Origin of the sequence: Micromonospora rosaria, assembly GCF_001567585.1 — a bacterium.
GTDB classification, from domain to species: Bacteria; Actinomycetota; Actinomycetes; order Mycobacteriales; family Micromonosporaceae; genus Micromonospora; species Micromonospora rosaria.
Genome location: NZ_LRQV01000157.1, coordinates 1 through 14,141 on the forward strand (window position 1 = coordinate 1; position 14,141 = coordinate 14,141).

Below are 14,141 nucleotides of genomic sequence, written 5' to 3' on the forward strand. Positions count from 1 at the left end.
CTCCGGCGGTGGCGGCCGGGGCGGGACGTACGGCGGTGGTCGGGCCGAGCCGCCCCGCCGGGGTGCCCGTGAGCCGGAGCCCCGGGAGCCCCGGGCCGGTCGACGCCGGGAGCCCGGCCCCGACGACGGCCGGGGCGGCCCGTACGGGCAGCCGTACGGTGGGCGGGGCGACTACCGGGGCGAGCGCTACTAGCGACCCCGTGGCCCCGCCCGGTACCGGCGGCGGGGTCAGATCCGGCGCAGCACCGCCACGACCCGGCCCATGATGGTGGCGTCGTCACCCGGGATCGGGTCGAAGGCCGGGTTCTGCGGCATCAGCCACACGTGCCCGTCCCGGTGCCGGTAGGTCTTGACGGTGGCCTCGCCGTCGAGCATCGCGGCGACGATCTCGCCGGAGTCGGCGGTCGGCTGCTGGCGGACCACCACCCAGTCGCCGTCGCAGATCGCCGCGTCCAGCATCGAGTCGCCCTTGACCTGGAGCATGAAGACCTCGCCCTCACCGACCAGCTCGCGGGGGAGCGGGAAGACGTCCTCCACGGCCTGTTCGGCGAGGATCGGCCCACCGGCGGCGATCCGGCCCAGCATCGGCACGTACGCCGGGGTGGGGCGCTGCGCCCGGCTCAGCTCGTCGTCGACCGCGTCGCCCGGGGCGCGCACGTCCACCGCGCGCGGGCGGTTGGGGTCGCGGCGCAGGAAGCCCTTCTTCTCCAGCTCCTTGAGCTGGTACGCGACGCTGGACGGGGAGACCAGGCCGACCGCCTCGCCGATCTCCCGGACGCTCGGCGGGTACCCGTGCCGGTCGACCCAGGTCCGGATGAACTCCAGGATCCGGCGCTGCCGGGCGGTCAGGTCGACGGTGGCCGGCTCGGGGAACGCGCTGACCGGGGCGACCGGGCGGACGGCGGGTCGCCCCGCGCGGGCGCGCGTGGTGCTCCGGCGTCGCGTGGCCGGCGTGCCCGCCTCGGTGCTCTGCTGCGGGTGCTCCTGCCGGCTGACCCGGTCCTCGGTCACGTCCGTCCTCCCTGCTGGTCGGCGCTGGCTGCCTGGCGGCACATGGTGCGTACGGTGGACGCCGGGCGGACCGGCGGGATCGCCGCGCCCGGCTGTTCCTGACCGTATCGGTGAGATCGGCCATTTTCAAACATCTGTACGACCTCTTCCGGCGTGTCGAGAGGGAAATCCGCGCCACTCGAACGGGTGTTCTGATAAATGGTACGTCGAATTGGTACGGGTGTTCGGTCCCGGGGGTTGTTTCGGCTCGTTCGGTCGCTGCCGGTAACCCGCCGACGGCTGACCGGGTTGGGTTCTCCGTGGGGCGGGCGGGGTGCGGCCGTGGTGACGCGCCGGACACGCCGGCCAACTTGACCGCGGTCCGTCGGCGGCATACGGTCGACCCCTAGATGTAGTAGTCACATGGGTGTAAGTCGCCTACAGGTTGGGTTCGGCTACCGACCGCACTCCCCGCACGGTCAACCGGCGGCAGCCATCGGCGATGGCTGGCGCACCTCGACGCGTGCCCGGGGAACGGCGTTTCCCGCGATCGATGAAGGAGGTCGGGCGATGCGGTGCCCCTACTGCCGGCACGCCGACTCCCGGGTGGTCGACTCGCGGGAGGCCGACGACGGCCAGTTGATCCGCCGCCGGCGGTCCTGCCCGGAGTGCGGCAAGCGGTTCACCACGGTGGAGGAGGCGGTCCTCGCGGTGGTCAAGCGCAGCGGGGTCACCGAGCCGTTCAGCCGGACGAAGATCATCGGAGGGGTGCGCAAGGCGTGCCAGGGGCGGCCGGTCGACGAGGACTCGATCGCCCTGCTGGCGCAGAAGGTCGAGGAGACCGTCCGGGCCAAGGGCGCGGCCGAGCTGCCCAGCCACGAGGTGGGGCTGGCCATCCTGGGCCCGCTGCGGGACCTGGACGAGGTGGCGTACCTCCGGTTCGCCAGCGTCTACCGGTCGTTCGACTCGCTCGCGGACTTCGAGCGGGAGATCGAGACGCTGCGGGCCGCGGCGCGGGCCCGGGAGGGCGCCGCCGCCGAGCCACCGACCGGAGCACCGCCGGCGGCGCCGGGCGGCGACCCCGCCGCCGGGGCCGCGACGGCCACCGGCCTGCGCGGGGCCCCGGCCTGACCGACCGGCGCGGCGCGGGCCACCCGCGCCGGCCGACGACCATGGCGAAGTTCTGACAGTAACCAGGCGTGGCAGCGTGCTGCGCAGACGAGGGGGCGGATGAGATGGCGGGGGACGGCGTGACAACCAGTCGGTCACGGAGCAAGGCCGGCGCGGGGCTCAAGATCGAGCGGGTCTGGACCACCGAGGGGGTCCACCCGTACGACGAGGTCGCCTGGGAGCGGCGCGACATCGTCATGACGAACTGGCGGGACGGCTCGATCAACTTCGAGCAGCGGGGGGTGGAGTACCCCGAGACGTGGAGCGTGAACGCGGCCAACATCGTCACCACCAAGTACTTCCGGGGCGCGGTGGGCACCCCGGAGCGGGAGTGGTCGCTCCGGCAGTTGATCGACCGGGTGGTCGGCGTCTACCGCGCCGCCGGTGAGCAGTACGGCTACTTCGCCACCCCGGCCGACGCGGAGGTCTTCGCCCACGAGCTGACCTGGATGCTGCTGCACCAGGTGTTCAGCTTCAACTCCCCGGTCTGGTTCAACGTCGGGACGCCGTCGCCGCAGCAGGTCAGCGCCTGCTTCATCCTGGCCGTCGACGACTCGATGGACTCGATCCTCGACTGGTACAAGGAGGAGGGGCTGATCTTCAAGGGCGGCTCCGGCTCCGGGGTGAACCTGTCCCGGATCCGCTCCTCCCGGGAGCTGCTCTCCTCCGGTGGCACCGCCTCCGGCCCGGTCAGCTTCATGCGCGGCGCGGACGCCAGCGCGGGCACCATCAAGTCCGGCGGGGCCACCCGGCGGGCCGCCAAGATGGTCATCCTCGACGTGGACCACCCGGACATCGAGGAGTTCGTGGTCACCAAGGCGCGCGAGGAGGACAAGATCCGCGCGCTGCGGGACGCCGGCTTCGACATGGACCTGGGCGGCTCGGACATCGTCAGCGTCCAGTACCAGAACGCCAACAACTCGGTCCGGGTCTCCGACGAGTTCATGACCGCCGTGGAGAACGGCGGCGGCTTCGACCTGCGCGGCCGGCTCGACGGCGCGGTGATCGAGACCATCGACGCGAAGAACCTGTTCCGGACGATCTCGACGGCCGCCTGGGAGTGCGCCGACCCCGGTCTGCAGTACGACGACACCATCAACGACTGGCACACCTGCCCGGAGACCGGGCGGATCACCGCGTCGAACCCGTGCTCGGAGTACCTGCACCTGGACAACTCCTCGTGCAACCTGGCCTCGCTGAACCTGATGAAGTTCCTGCGCGCCGACGGCGGCTTCGAGGTGGAGAAGTTCGTCCGCTCGGTCGAGTTCGTCATCACCGCGATGGACATCTCGATCTGCTTCGCCGACTTCCCGACCGAGAAGATCGGCGAGACCACCCGGGCCTACCGGCAGCTCGGCATCGGGTACGCCAACCTGGGCGCCCTGCTGATGGCCTCCGGCCTGCCGTACGACTCGGACCAGGGGCGCTCGGTCGCCGCCGCGATCACCTCGCTGATGACCGGTACCGCGTACCGCCGCTCCGCCGAGCTGGCCGGCATCGTCGGCGCGTACGACGGGTACGCCCGCAACGCCGAGCCGCACAAGCGGGTCATGCGCAAGCACGCCGCCGCCAACGACGCGATCAAGCCGGCCGGCACCGTGGCCACCGCCATCCAGCGGGAGGCCACGAAGCAGTGGACCCAGGGCAACAAGCTCGGTGACCGTAACGGCTGGCGCAACTCGCAGGCCAGCGTGCTCGCCCCGACCGGCACCATCGGCCTGATGATGGACTGCGACACCACCGGTGTCGAGCCGGACCTGGCGCTGGTCAAGTTCAAGAAGCTGGTCGGCGGCGGCTCGATGCAGATCGTCAACCAGACCGTGCCGCGCGCCCTGCGCAGCCTCGGCTACCCCGAGGAGCAGGTCGAGGCGATCGTCGAGCACATCGCCGACCACGGTCACGTGGTGGACGCCCCCGGCCTGAAGACCGAGCACTACCCGGTCTTCGACTGCGCCATGGGCGAGCGCTCGATCGCCCCGATGGGGCACGTCCGGATGATGGCGGCGGTCCAGCCGTTCATCTCCGGGGCCATCTCCAAGACGGTCAACATGCCGGAGGCGGCCACCGTCGAGGACGTCGAGAAGATCTACTTCGAGGGCTGGAAGCTCGGCCTCAAGGCCCTGGCGATCTACCGGGACAACTGCAAGGTCGGCCAGCCGCTCTCGGCGGCCAAGCCGAACAAAACCACCGAGACCGTGCAGGCCCCGGCCGCCGAGGTCGAGAAGGTGGTGGAGAAGGTCGTCGAGTACCGCCCGGTGCGCAAGCGGCTGCCGAAGAAGCGCCCGTCCCAGACGGTCAGCTTCTCGGTCGGCGGCGCCGAGGGGTACCTGACCGCCTCGTCGTACCCGGACGACGGCCTCGGCGAGGTCTTCCTCAAGATGTCGAAGCAGGGCTCGACCCTGGCCGGCGTGATGGACGCCTTCTCGGTGGCCATCTCCATCGGTCTCCAGTACGGCGTCCCGCTGGAGACGTACGTCAGCAAGTTCACCAACATGCGCTTCGAGCCGGCGGGCATGACCGACGACCCGGACGTGCGGATGGCCGCCTCGGTGATGGACTACATCTTCCGTCGCCTGGCCCTGGACTTCCTGCCGTACGAGCGCCGCGCGGAGCTGGGCATCTTCACCGCCAAGGAGCGGGCCGCCCAGCTCCGGGCCGAGGCGGAGGCGGAGGCGGGCGGTGCGGACCTCACCGCGATGGCCGCCTCCGCCCCGGTCGAGACGCCGGAGCCGAAGACCGGCCCGGTCGCCCAGCCGGCACAGGAGGTCGCCGACATCGCGGCGGTCAAGCCGGCGCCGTCGGTCGGCTCCAGCACCGAACTGCTGGAGGCGGTCATCGGCAAGGCCGCCGACGCGCCGCTCTGCTTCACCTGCGGGACGAAGATGCGCCCGGCCGGTAGCTGCTACGTCTGCGAGGGCTGCGGCTCCACCAGCGGCTGCAGCTGATCCGGTACCCCGGGCCCGCCCGGCGGTAAGGAAGGGCCCCCTACTAACCGTATGCGTGAGTAGGGGGCCCTTCCTTACACTGCTGCGGTGGGGAGGGGAGAGCGGCGTCCGTTGGCGGCCCGGCCGTTGACCGAGCCGCATCCGTCCCGGCTGTCCCCCGGGCACCCGGAGCGGGAGCGGATCCTGGCCGCGCACGCCGCCGCCCTGGCCGCCGGGGAGGCGGGCTACCTCGACCCGGCCAGCGGGCTGTTCGTGCTCAGCGCCGGGTTCCTCGCCAGACGGGGTACCTGCTGCGGGCGCGGCTGCCGACACTGCCCGTACGTGTCCGACTGACGACTTTCCTCGACGGGATCCACGCCGTACGGTGTCCGACGGACGTGGCGCGGACGACCGTCGTCGGGAGGTTGGATGGTGCGCGGGCGGATCTGGTGTGCCGCAGCGGTGGTGCTGCTGGCGTCGGGGTGCGCGAAGGAGACCGAGCCGGTGGCGCTACCGGCGATGGCACCGGTGCCGAACGGGGCGGTGGCGGCCTCCGCCGGGGGCGCCTGCGGGATGCTCGACTTCGCGGTGATCGAGGAGCACGCTGGGGTCCGCTTCGACGTGGCGGCGGCCAGCGAGCGGGGCGACAGCCACACCTGCGTGCTCCGGGTCGGGCGGGAGAGCCTGCCCGAGCTGACCCTGAGCGTCAGCACGACCTCGCTGGACAAGGCCGCCTTCACCGCCGACATGGTGCCGGACAAGGCCGAGAAGGTCGCCGGCCTGGGGCAGGAGGCGTACCGGCGCACCGTCGCGGCGTCCGGGAAGAACGGGCCGGCCGCCGAGGTGGGCTGGCTGGCCGACGAGGGCCGGCTGGCGGTCCTGCACTACACCCTGCCGCCCGACACCGAGCGGGCCGCCGCCGAGGAGTTGACCGGCAAGCTGGCCGACCTGGCGAAGACCGTCCAGGTCGCACCCCTCTGACCCAGGTGTAAGGAAGGGCCCCCTCTTAACGCATACGGTTAAGAGGGGGCCCTTCCTTACACAACCTGTCAGGCGGCGGCGACGAAGACCCGGGAGGCGACCTCGCGGGGCAGCCGGACCCGGTCGCCGGAGCGGTCGATGGAGACGCCGTCCCGCTCCTGGGCGACGGTCACCGTGGCCCCCGGGTCGACGCCCGCGGCGTGCAGTTGCCGCAGCACGTCCGCGTCGGTCTGGACGCTCTCGCAGATCCGCCGCACCACCACCGGGCCGGAGAGGCCGGGGAAGGCGAGGTTCCGCTCGTTCTCGGTGACCTGCACCTCGGGCTGCTCCGGCGTGCCCAGCTCCTCCAGGCCCGGGATCGGGTTGCCGTACGGCGACCGGGTCGGCCGGTTGAGCAGGTCGTACACCCGCTTCTCCACCGCGTCGCTCATCACGTGCTCCCAGCGGCAGGCCTCTTCGTGGGCCTCCTCGTAGGGCATCCCGATGACGTTGACCAGCAGCAGCTCGGCGAGGCGGTGCTTGCGCATCACGGCGACCGCCGTGCTGCGACCCAGGGTGGTGAGGGTCAGGTGCCGGTCGCCCTCGACGGTGAGCAGCCCGTCGCGTTCCATCCGGGCCACGGTCTGGCTGACCGTCGGGCCGCTCTGCCGTAGCCGTTCGGCGATCCGGGCGCGCAACGGCGGCACGCCCTCCTCCTCCAGTTCGAGGATGGTGCGCAGGTACATCTCGGTCGTGTCGACCAGGTCATGCTTCACGTCAGCGGCCTCCCGGTGGTCGATGCTACCTTGACCTGCGCCGAACGACCGTCGGCGAACCGCCAGGTCGCTGTCCCGGATGAGGTTGACTGGTCGCCATGTCCGGAATCCCGAACCCGCTCGTCGAGCCCGCCGACCTCGCCGCCGAGCTGGACCGCCCCGACCCGCCCACCCTGCTCGACGTCCGCTGGCGGCTGGCCGGTCCCTCCGGCCGCGCCGACCACGCCGCCGGCCACCTGCCGGGCGCGGTCTTCGTCGACCTGGACGCCGACCTCTGCGGCCCGCCCGGCCCCGCCGGCCGGCACCCGCTGCCCGACCCGGTCCGCCTCCAGGCCGCGCTGCGGGCCGCCGGGGTCCGCGCCGGTCACCCCGTGGTGGTGTACGACGGTGGCGACGGGCTGGCCGCCGCCCGGGCCTGGTGGACGCTGCGCTGGGCGGGGCACCGGCCGGTCCGGGTGCTCTCCGGCGGCTGGTCGGCCTGGCTGGCGGCGGGGCTGCCCACCAGCACCGACCAGCCGACCCCGACGCCGGGGGACGTGGCGGTGCGCCCCGGAGCCCTCCCGGTCCTCGACGCCGCGCAGGCCGCCGGCCTGGCCGCCGGGTCCGGGCCCCGCCCCGGGGAGTCCGGCGGCGGTGACCCGGAGCGGGCGGGCGTGCTGCTCGACGTCCGGGCCGCCGCCCGGTACCGGGGCGAGACCGAGCCGATCGACCCGGTCGCCGGGCACGTACCCGGGGCGGTGAACCTGCCGCTCACCGACCTCGTCGGCGCGGACGGCCGGTACCCGGACGCCGCCGACCTGCGCCGCCGGTTCGCCGGGGCGGGGGTGACCGACGCCCGGCCGGTGGGGGCGTACTGCGGCTCCGGGGTGACCGCCGCGCAGGCCGTCCTCGCCCTGCACCTGGCCGGGCGGCCGGACGCCGCGCTGTACGTCGGGTCGTGGAGCAACTGGGTGGCGGACCCGGCCCGCCCGGTGGCCACCGGCGACGGGACCTGACCGCCGCCCGCCGCCCCGACCGACCCGGTGGGGACGTCCCCGGGTGGGGCCGAGACACCCGGTGGGCCGCCGGTCGTCGTGGCCGGGCCCCGGCCCGACCTCGTGCGACCATGGGCCCATGGCCGACGACACGGTGGTGGTGTGGGACGACGCCCTGCTCGCCTACGACCTCGGGGACCATCCGCTCGACCCGGTGCGGGTCGAGTTGACCATCGCGCTCGCCCGTGAACTCGGCGTCCTGGACCGGCCCGGGGTGCGGCTGGTCAAGCCGGAGCCGGCGGACGACGCCCTGCTCACCCGGGTGCACCACCCCGGCTACCTGGCGGCGGTCCGGGCCGCGCCGACCGATCCGCTCTTCGCCGGGTACGGGCTGGGCACCTCGGACAACCCGGTCTTCCCGGGGATGCACGAGTCCAGCGCGCTGGTCGCCGGGGCCACCGTCGCCGCCGCCGAGGCGGTCTGGCGTGGCGAGGCCCGGCGGGCGGTCAACGTGGCCGGTGGGCTGCACCACGCCATGCCGGACCGGGCCGCCGGGTTCTGCGTCTACAACGACCCGGCGGTGGCGATCGCCCGCCTGCTCGACCTCGGCGCGGAACGGGTCGCGTACGTCGACGTGGACGTGCACCACGGCGACGGGGTGCAGCGGGTCTTCTGGACCGACCCCCGGGTGCTCACGGTCAGCCTGCACGAGACGCCGCTCGCGCTCTTCCCCGGCACCGGGTTCCCCGACGAGACCGGCGGACCGGGCGCGGCGGGCACGGCGGTCAACGTCCCGCTCCCGCCCGGCGTCGATGACCGTGGCTGGCAGCGGGCCTTCCACGCGATCGTCCCGTCGGTGCTGCGCGCGTTCCGGCCCCAGGTGCTGGTCACCCAGTGCGGCGCCGACGCGCACCGGGCCGACCCGCTGGCCGACCTGCACCTGTCGGTGGACGGGCAGCGCGCCACGTACCTGGCCCTGCGGGCGCTCGCCGACGAACTGTGCGGCGGCCGGTGGGTGGCCACCGGCGGCGGCGGGTACGCCCTGGTCGAGGTGGTGCCGCGGGCCTGGACGCACCTGCTCGCGGTGGCGACCGGCACGCCGTTGGACCCGGCGACCCTGACCCCGCCCGCCTGGCGGGAACTGGCCGCCGCCCGCCGGCCGGGCCGGGAGATCCCGCTGCGGATGACCGACGACGTCGACCCCGGGTACGAGCCGTGGCAGCCGACCGGGGAGCCGAACCCGGTGGACCGGGCCATCGCGGCCACCCGCCGGTCGGTCTTCCCGCTGCTCGGGCTCGACCCGCACGATCCCCGCGACTGAGCCGACCACAGGGGAGGGAGGCGGCCGTGACCGTGCTGACGCCACCGGTGGACGTCCTGCTCAGCGACGGGACGACCGTCCAGTTGCGGCAGATCCGGCCGGAGGACGGGCCGGGCATCGTGGCGATGCACTCGCGGTTCTCCGAGCGCACCCGCTACCTGCGGTACTTCTCGCCGTACCCGCGCATCCCGGACCGGGACCTGCGCCGGTTCGTGACCGTGGACCACCATGACCGGGAGGCGTTCGTGGTGCTGGTCGGCGACGAGATCGTCGCCGTCGGCCGGTACGAGCGGCTCGGCCCGCAGGCGCCGGAGGCCGAGGTGGCGTTCGTGGTCGAGGACGCCCACCAGGGCCGGGGCATCGGCTCGGTGCTGCTGGAACACCTCGCCGACGCGGCCCGCCGGGTCGGCGTCACCAGCTTCGTCGCCGAGGTGCTGCCGGCCAACGGGGCGATGCTGCGGGTCTTCGCCGACTTCGGGTACCAGGTCCAGCGGCAGTTCGCCGACGGGGTGGTGCACCTGAGCTTCCCGATCGCCCCCACCGAGCAGACCCTCCAGGTGCAGCGCGGCCGGGAACACCGGACCGAGGCGCGGTCGATCGCCCGGCTGCTGTCGCCCCGGGGGGTGGCCGTCTACGGGGCCAGCGCCACCGGTCAGGGGGTGGGCGCGGCGGTCCTCGGGCACCTGCGTGACGGTGGCTTCGCCGGGGCGGTCGTCCCCGTGCACCCGAGCGCCTCGACGGTCGCCGGGCTGCCCGCGTACCCCTGCGCGGCCGACGCCGGTCTGCCGGTGGACCTGGCGGTGGTCGCGGTGCCGCCGGAGCGGGCGTCGGCGGTGGTCGCCGACGCGGCCGACGCCGGGGCGCACGGCCTGGTGGTCATCTCGGCCGGCTTCGCCGAGGCCGGCCCGGCGGGCGCGGCGGCGCAGCGGGCCCTGGTCCGGGCCGCCCACGCGGCCGGCATGCGGGTGGTCGGCCCGAACTGCCTCGGCGTGGCGAACACCGACCCGGCGGTACGCCTCAACGCCACCCTCGCCCCGGTGCTGCCGGCCCCGGGGTCGGTGGGCATCTTCAGCCAGTCCGGCGCGTTCGGGGTGGCCCTGCTGGCGCAGGCGCACCGGCGCGGGCTCGGGCTGTCCAGCTTCGTCTCCGCCGGCAACCGCGCCGACGTCTCCGGCAACGACCTGCTCCAGTACTGGCAGGCCGACCCGGGCACCGACGTGATCATGCTGTACCTGGAGACCTTCGGCAATCCGCGCAAGTTCGCCCGGCTGGCCCGCCGGATCGGCCGGGCGAAGCCGGTGGTGGCGCTCGCCTCCCCGGCCCGGTCGCCGGGGGTGGGGGACAGCCCGGGGCCGGACACCGAGGCGGTCGCCGCGCTCTTCGCCCACTCCGGGGTGATCCGGGTGGACACCGTCGGCGAACTGCTCGACGTCGGGCTGCTCCTGGCCGACCAGCCGCTGCCCGCCGGTCCCCGGGTCGGGATCGTCGGCAACTCGTCGGCGCTGACCGGCCTGGCCGCGACCGCCTGCGCCGCGCAGGGGCTGACCGTCGCCGCCGGGTACCCCAGCGACGTGGGCCCGGGGGCGGGGGCGCCGGAGTTCGCCGTCGCGCTCGCCGAGGCCGCCGCCGACGAGGGGGTCGACGCCCTGGTGGCCGTCTTCGCCCCGGCGCTGCCCGGTCAGCTCACCGATGTGGACAGTGACTTCGCCGCCGCCCTGCCGGCCGCCTCGGCGACCGGGAAACCCACGGTGGCGACGTTCCTGGCCGGTCGGCTGCCGGCCGGCGTGCCGGCGTACCCGAGCGTGGAGGAGGCGGTCCGCGCCCTGGCCCGGGTCACCACGTACGCCGACTGGCGTGGCCGGGACCCCGGTACGCTGCCCGACCTGGCCCGGATCGACCCGGCGGCGGGGACGGCGGCGATCCGCGCCGAGGGTGCCGAGCCGGCCGTGGGCCGCGCCGGTGCCCCCGACCCGGCCGGCCGGCTGCTCGCCGCGTACGGCATCGACGTGGTCGACTCGGCACCGGCACGCACCGCCGACGAGGTGCTCGCCGCCGCCGACCGGATCGGGTACCCGGTGGCGCTCAAGGCCGCCGCCCCGGGGCTGCGGCACCGGCTCGACCTCGGCGCGGTCCGCCTCGACCTGGCCGACCCGGCGGCGACCCGCCGGGCGTACGCCGAGATGTCGGCGGCCTTCGGCGCGGACGTGCTGGTCCAGGCGATGGTCGCGCCGGGGGTGCCGTGCGTGGTCGAGGTGGTGGAGGACCCGGCGTTCGGTCCGGTGGTCGGCTTCGGCCTGGGCGGGGTCGCCACCGAACTGCTCGGCGACCGGGCCTGGCGGGCGGTACCGCTGACCGACCGGGACGCCCTCGACCTGGTCGACGAGCCCCGCGCCGCGCCGCTGCTGCACGGGCACCGGGGCGCCGTCCCGGTCGACCGGGCCGCCCTGGCCGACCTGCTGCTACGGGTCGGGCGCCTGGTCGACGACCAGCCCCGGGTCCGCGCGCTGACGCTCAACCCGGTGCTGGCCCGCCCCGACGGGTACGCGGTGCTGCACGCCACCGTCCGGATCGGCTCCGCCGTCCTGCGCCCCGACACCGGCCCCCGCCGCCTGTGAGGAAGGGCCCCTGGTGACGCATCCGGTAGCGGAGCCGCCCCGTCCGCCGAGGTCACGGGCACGGCGAAGGGCCCCGGTGCACCACCGGGGCCCTTCCTACCACGCGGATCAGCAGGCGTACGCCTCCAGCCGCTGGGCCCGCTCCGGGGCCCGCAGCTTCAGCAGGGTCACCTTCTCGATCTGCCGGATCCGCTCCCGGGACAGACCGAACTCCCGACCCACCTCGTCCAGGGTGCGCTGCCGGCCGTCGTCGAGCCCGAACCGCAGCCGGATCACCGCCTGCTCCCGCTGGGACAGGGTGGACAGCACCACCCGTACCTCGTTGCGCAGCTCGCCCTCGGTGGCGCCCTCACCCGGCTCGTCGCGCGGGTCGACCGCGGCGACGAAGTCACCCAGCGCGCTCTCGCCGTCCTCGCCGACCGCCTGGTCCAGGCTGACCGGCTCGCGGTCGTAGGAGATCAGCTCGATCACCTGGAACTCGGGCACGTCCATCGCGCGGGCGACCTCGGCGACGGTGGGCTCGCGGCCCAGCGAGACCGACAGCTCCCGGCGGGCTCGGACCATCCGGTTGACCTGCTCGACCATGTGGACGGGGATGCGGATGGTGCGGGCCTGGTCGGCCATGGCGCGGGTGATGGCCTGGCGGATCCACCAGGTGGCGTAGGTGGAGAACTTGTAGCCCTTGGTGTAGTCGAACTTCTCGACGGCGCGGATGAGGCCGAGGTTGCCTTCCTGGATGAGGTCGAGGAAGGCCATGCCGCGACCGGTGTACCGCTTGGCGATGCTCACCACGAGGCGCAGGTTCGCCTCCAGCAGGTGGTCCTTGGCCGCGCGGCCCTCCGCCGCGACCAGCTCCAGGTCGGCCCGCAACTCGGCGGAGAGCGGGGTGCAGGCGGTCAGCTTCTCCTCGGCGAACAGCCCCGCCTCGATCCGCCGGGCCAGGTCGACCTCCTGTGCGGCGGTCAGCAGCTTCGTCCGGCCGATGCCGTTGAGGTACGCCCGCACCAGGTCCGTGGAGACACCACGCTCGTCGGTGGCGTCGAGGTCGGTGAGGCTGTCGGCGGTCGTGCCGTGCTGCTGCTCGATCATCTCCTGGACCATCTCTGTCGTCTCCCCGCATCGACTCTGTGCCGCGTACCGGGCCACCGGGTGGCGCCGATGACACACAGCTTGGCGGGCGGGACGTGAAACGGGAGTGAGGTGATCGGGGACCCGACAGGAATAGTCGGGTACGGTGCAGTCGAGTGGTCACACACGGTCACCGGTGGCTCGTGTCCCGGTCGGCCGACACGGTACCCGATGTCGTCCGTTCAACCTGGTCAGTGGCCTTGTCGTGGTCGGCTACGGTGCCAGCGACGGCCATCGGGGCCGACCGAGCACAGGTGACGGAGGGCTTCATGGTCTTCAAGCGGCTCATGCAGGCGATGGGGGTGGGCGGCCCGGCGGTCGAGACCGTCCTGGCCAACCCGAACTGCCGTCCCGGCGGCCAGTTGGAGGGCCGGATCCAGGTCGCCGGCGGCGACCACCCGGTGGACATCTCGTACGTCTCCCTCGGGTTGCAGACCCGGGTCGAGGTGGAGAGCGGCGACAACGAGTACCAGACGAACCAGGAGTTCCACCGGCAGCACGTCACCGGGGCGTTCCACCTCGCCCCCGGGCAGCGGTACGACATCCCGTTCCGCTTCGACGTGCCCTGGGAGACCCCGGTGACGGTGCTGTACGGCCAGCACCTGCACGGCATGACGATGGGGCTGCGCACCGAGCTGGAGGTGGCGCGCGCGGTCGACTCCGGTGACCTGGACCCGGTGTCGGTGCACCCGCTGCCCGCCCAGGAACGGCTGCTGGACGCCCTGCTCCGGCTGGGCTTCCGGTTCGCCACCGCCGACGTGGAGCGCGGCCACATCTACGGGGTACGCCAGACCCTGCCCTTCTACCAGGAGATCGAGTTCCACCCGGCGCCCCAGTACGCCCGTGCGATCAAGCAGTTGGAGGTCACCTTCATCGCCGACCCGTACCAGACCCAGGTGGTGCTGGAGCTGGACAAGCGTGGCGGGCTGCTCACCGAGGGCCGGGACGCCTTCGGCCGGTTCACCGTCGACCACGCCACCCTGGACCACACCGACTGGACCGCCCAACTCGACGCCTGGCTCCGCCAGTCCCTCCACACCCGCGGCCTCTTCTTCTAACCCCCCGCTCCCTCCCCCACCCCCCTCCCCACCCCCCTCCCCCTCCCCGGCCCCCAGCCGGGTCGATCATGGAGTTGGCGGCACTCGTGGAGATCGGCAGTGCCGCCAACTCCATGATCACCGGGGCGAAGGAGGGGGAGGGGGCGGGAAGGTGGGTGGGGGTGGGGTTAGGGCCTGTGTCGAAGTCGGTCACAGCCACTCGTTGATCGCGGCGATGTGCACGGT

The 14,141-nt window shown here is 73.7% G+C and carries 11 protein-coding genes and 1 pseudogene; 9 read left to right on the forward strand and 3 right to left on the reverse strand.

The genetic code is table 11. From position 1 onward, the window contains the following. A pseudogene (locus AWW66_RS34645) lies at nucleotides 1-193 on the forward strand (hypothetical protein); the annotation flags it as partial. A 35-nt stretch (nucleotides 194-228) separates the two neighbouring features. Here the strand turns inward: AWW66_RS34645 and lexA are convergent. Beyond that, nucleotides 229-1,011, reverse strand: coding sequence for a transcriptional repressor LexA (gene lexA, locus AWW66_RS27870; RefSeq protein WP_067372378.1), 783 nt, complete (start codon nucleotides 1,009-1,011; stop codon nucleotides 229-231). A gap of 549 nt (nucleotides 1,012-1,560) precedes the next feature. On the opposite strand from lexA, the gene nrdR reads away from it, so the two are divergent. The 4 genes from nrdR (at nucleotide 1,561) to AWW66_RS27890 (ending at nucleotide 6,065) form a co-directional block, all read left to right on the forward strand. Continuing rightward, nucleotides 1,561-2,121, forward strand: a complete 561-nt coding sequence (gene nrdR / locus AWW66_RS27875) for a transcriptional regulator NrdR (RefSeq protein WP_067372381.1) — start codon at nucleotides 1,561-1,563, stop codon at nucleotides 2,119-2,121. Between the two features lie 104 nt (nucleotides 2,122-2,225). Then, nucleotides 2,226-5,105 carry a vitamin B12-dependent ribonucleotide reductase gene (locus AWW66_RS27880; RefSeq protein ID WP_067372384.1) on the forward strand — a complete coding sequence of 960 codons (2,880 nt, stop codon included), beginning with the start codon at nucleotides 2,226-2,228 and terminating at the stop codon, nucleotides 5,103-5,105. 87 nt (nucleotides 5,106-5,192) lie between these two features. Further along, entirely contained in the window at nucleotides 5,193-5,438 is a 246-nt protein-coding gene (locus AWW66_RS27885; protein ID WP_083979061.1) for a DUF5522 domain-containing protein, read from the forward strand. A gap of 75 nt (nucleotides 5,439-5,513) precedes the next feature. Then, nucleotides 5,514-6,065, forward strand: coding sequence for a hypothetical protein (locus AWW66_RS27890; protein ID WP_245648516.1), 552 nt, complete (start codon nucleotides 5,514-5,516; stop codon nucleotides 6,063-6,065). 68 nt (nucleotides 6,066-6,133) lie between these two features. Here AWW66_RS27890 and AWW66_RS27895 read toward each other — a convergent pair whose 3' ends face one another. After that, a complete protein-coding gene (locus tag AWW66_RS27895; protein WP_083979063.1) occupies nucleotides 6,134-6,820 on the reverse strand; it encodes an iron-dependent transcriptional repressor DtxR in 687 nt (228 codons plus the stop codon). Nucleotides 6,821-6,918: 98 nt separating this feature from the next. Here AWW66_RS27895 and AWW66_RS27900 point away from each other — a divergent pair, with 98 nt between their 5' ends. From AWW66_RS27900 to AWW66_RS27910, 3 genes are all read left to right on the forward strand, one after another. After that, nucleotides 6,919-7,815 carry a sulfurtransferase gene (locus AWW66_RS27900; protein WP_067372390.1) on the forward strand — a complete coding sequence of 299 codons (897 nt, stop codon included), beginning with the start codon at nucleotides 6,919-6,921 and terminating at the stop codon, nucleotides 7,813-7,815. A gap of 118 nt (nucleotides 7,816-7,933) precedes the next feature. Then, a complete protein-coding gene (locus AWW66_RS27905; RefSeq protein ID WP_067372393.1) occupies nucleotides 7,934-9,115 on the forward strand; it encodes an acetoin utilization protein AcuC in 1,182 nt (393 codons plus the stop codon). Next, the gene (locus tag AWW66_RS27910; protein ID WP_396890632.1) at nucleotides 9,112-11,730 is read left to right on the forward strand and encodes a bifunctional acetate--CoA ligase family protein/GNAT family N-acetyltransferase; all 2,619 of its coding nucleotides are present in this window, start codon (nucleotides 9,112-9,114) and stop codon (nucleotides 11,728-11,730) included. Before AWW66_RS27905 ends, AWW66_RS27910 begins: the two co-directional genes overlap by 4 nt. Nucleotides 11,731-11,838: 108 nt before the next feature. On the opposite strand, the gene sigB is transcribed toward AWW66_RS27910, so the two are convergent. Beyond that, nucleotides 11,839-12,831: an RNA polymerase sigma factor SigB gene (gene sigB, locus AWW66_RS27915; RefSeq protein ID WP_067372399.1), complete on the reverse strand. Its 993-nt coding sequence runs from the start codon at nucleotides 12,829-12,831 to the stop codon at nucleotides 11,839-11,841. Nucleotides 12,832-13,127: 296 nt separating this feature from the next. On the opposite strand from sigB, the gene AWW66_RS27920 reads away from it, so the two are divergent. Further along, nucleotides 13,128-13,916 (forward strand): sporulation protein, encoded by a 789-nt coding sequence (locus AWW66_RS27920; RefSeq protein ID WP_067372408.1) that lies wholly within the window; start codon nucleotides 13,128-13,130, stop codon nucleotides 13,914-13,916. Nucleotides 13,917-14,141: the final 225 nt, after the last annotated feature.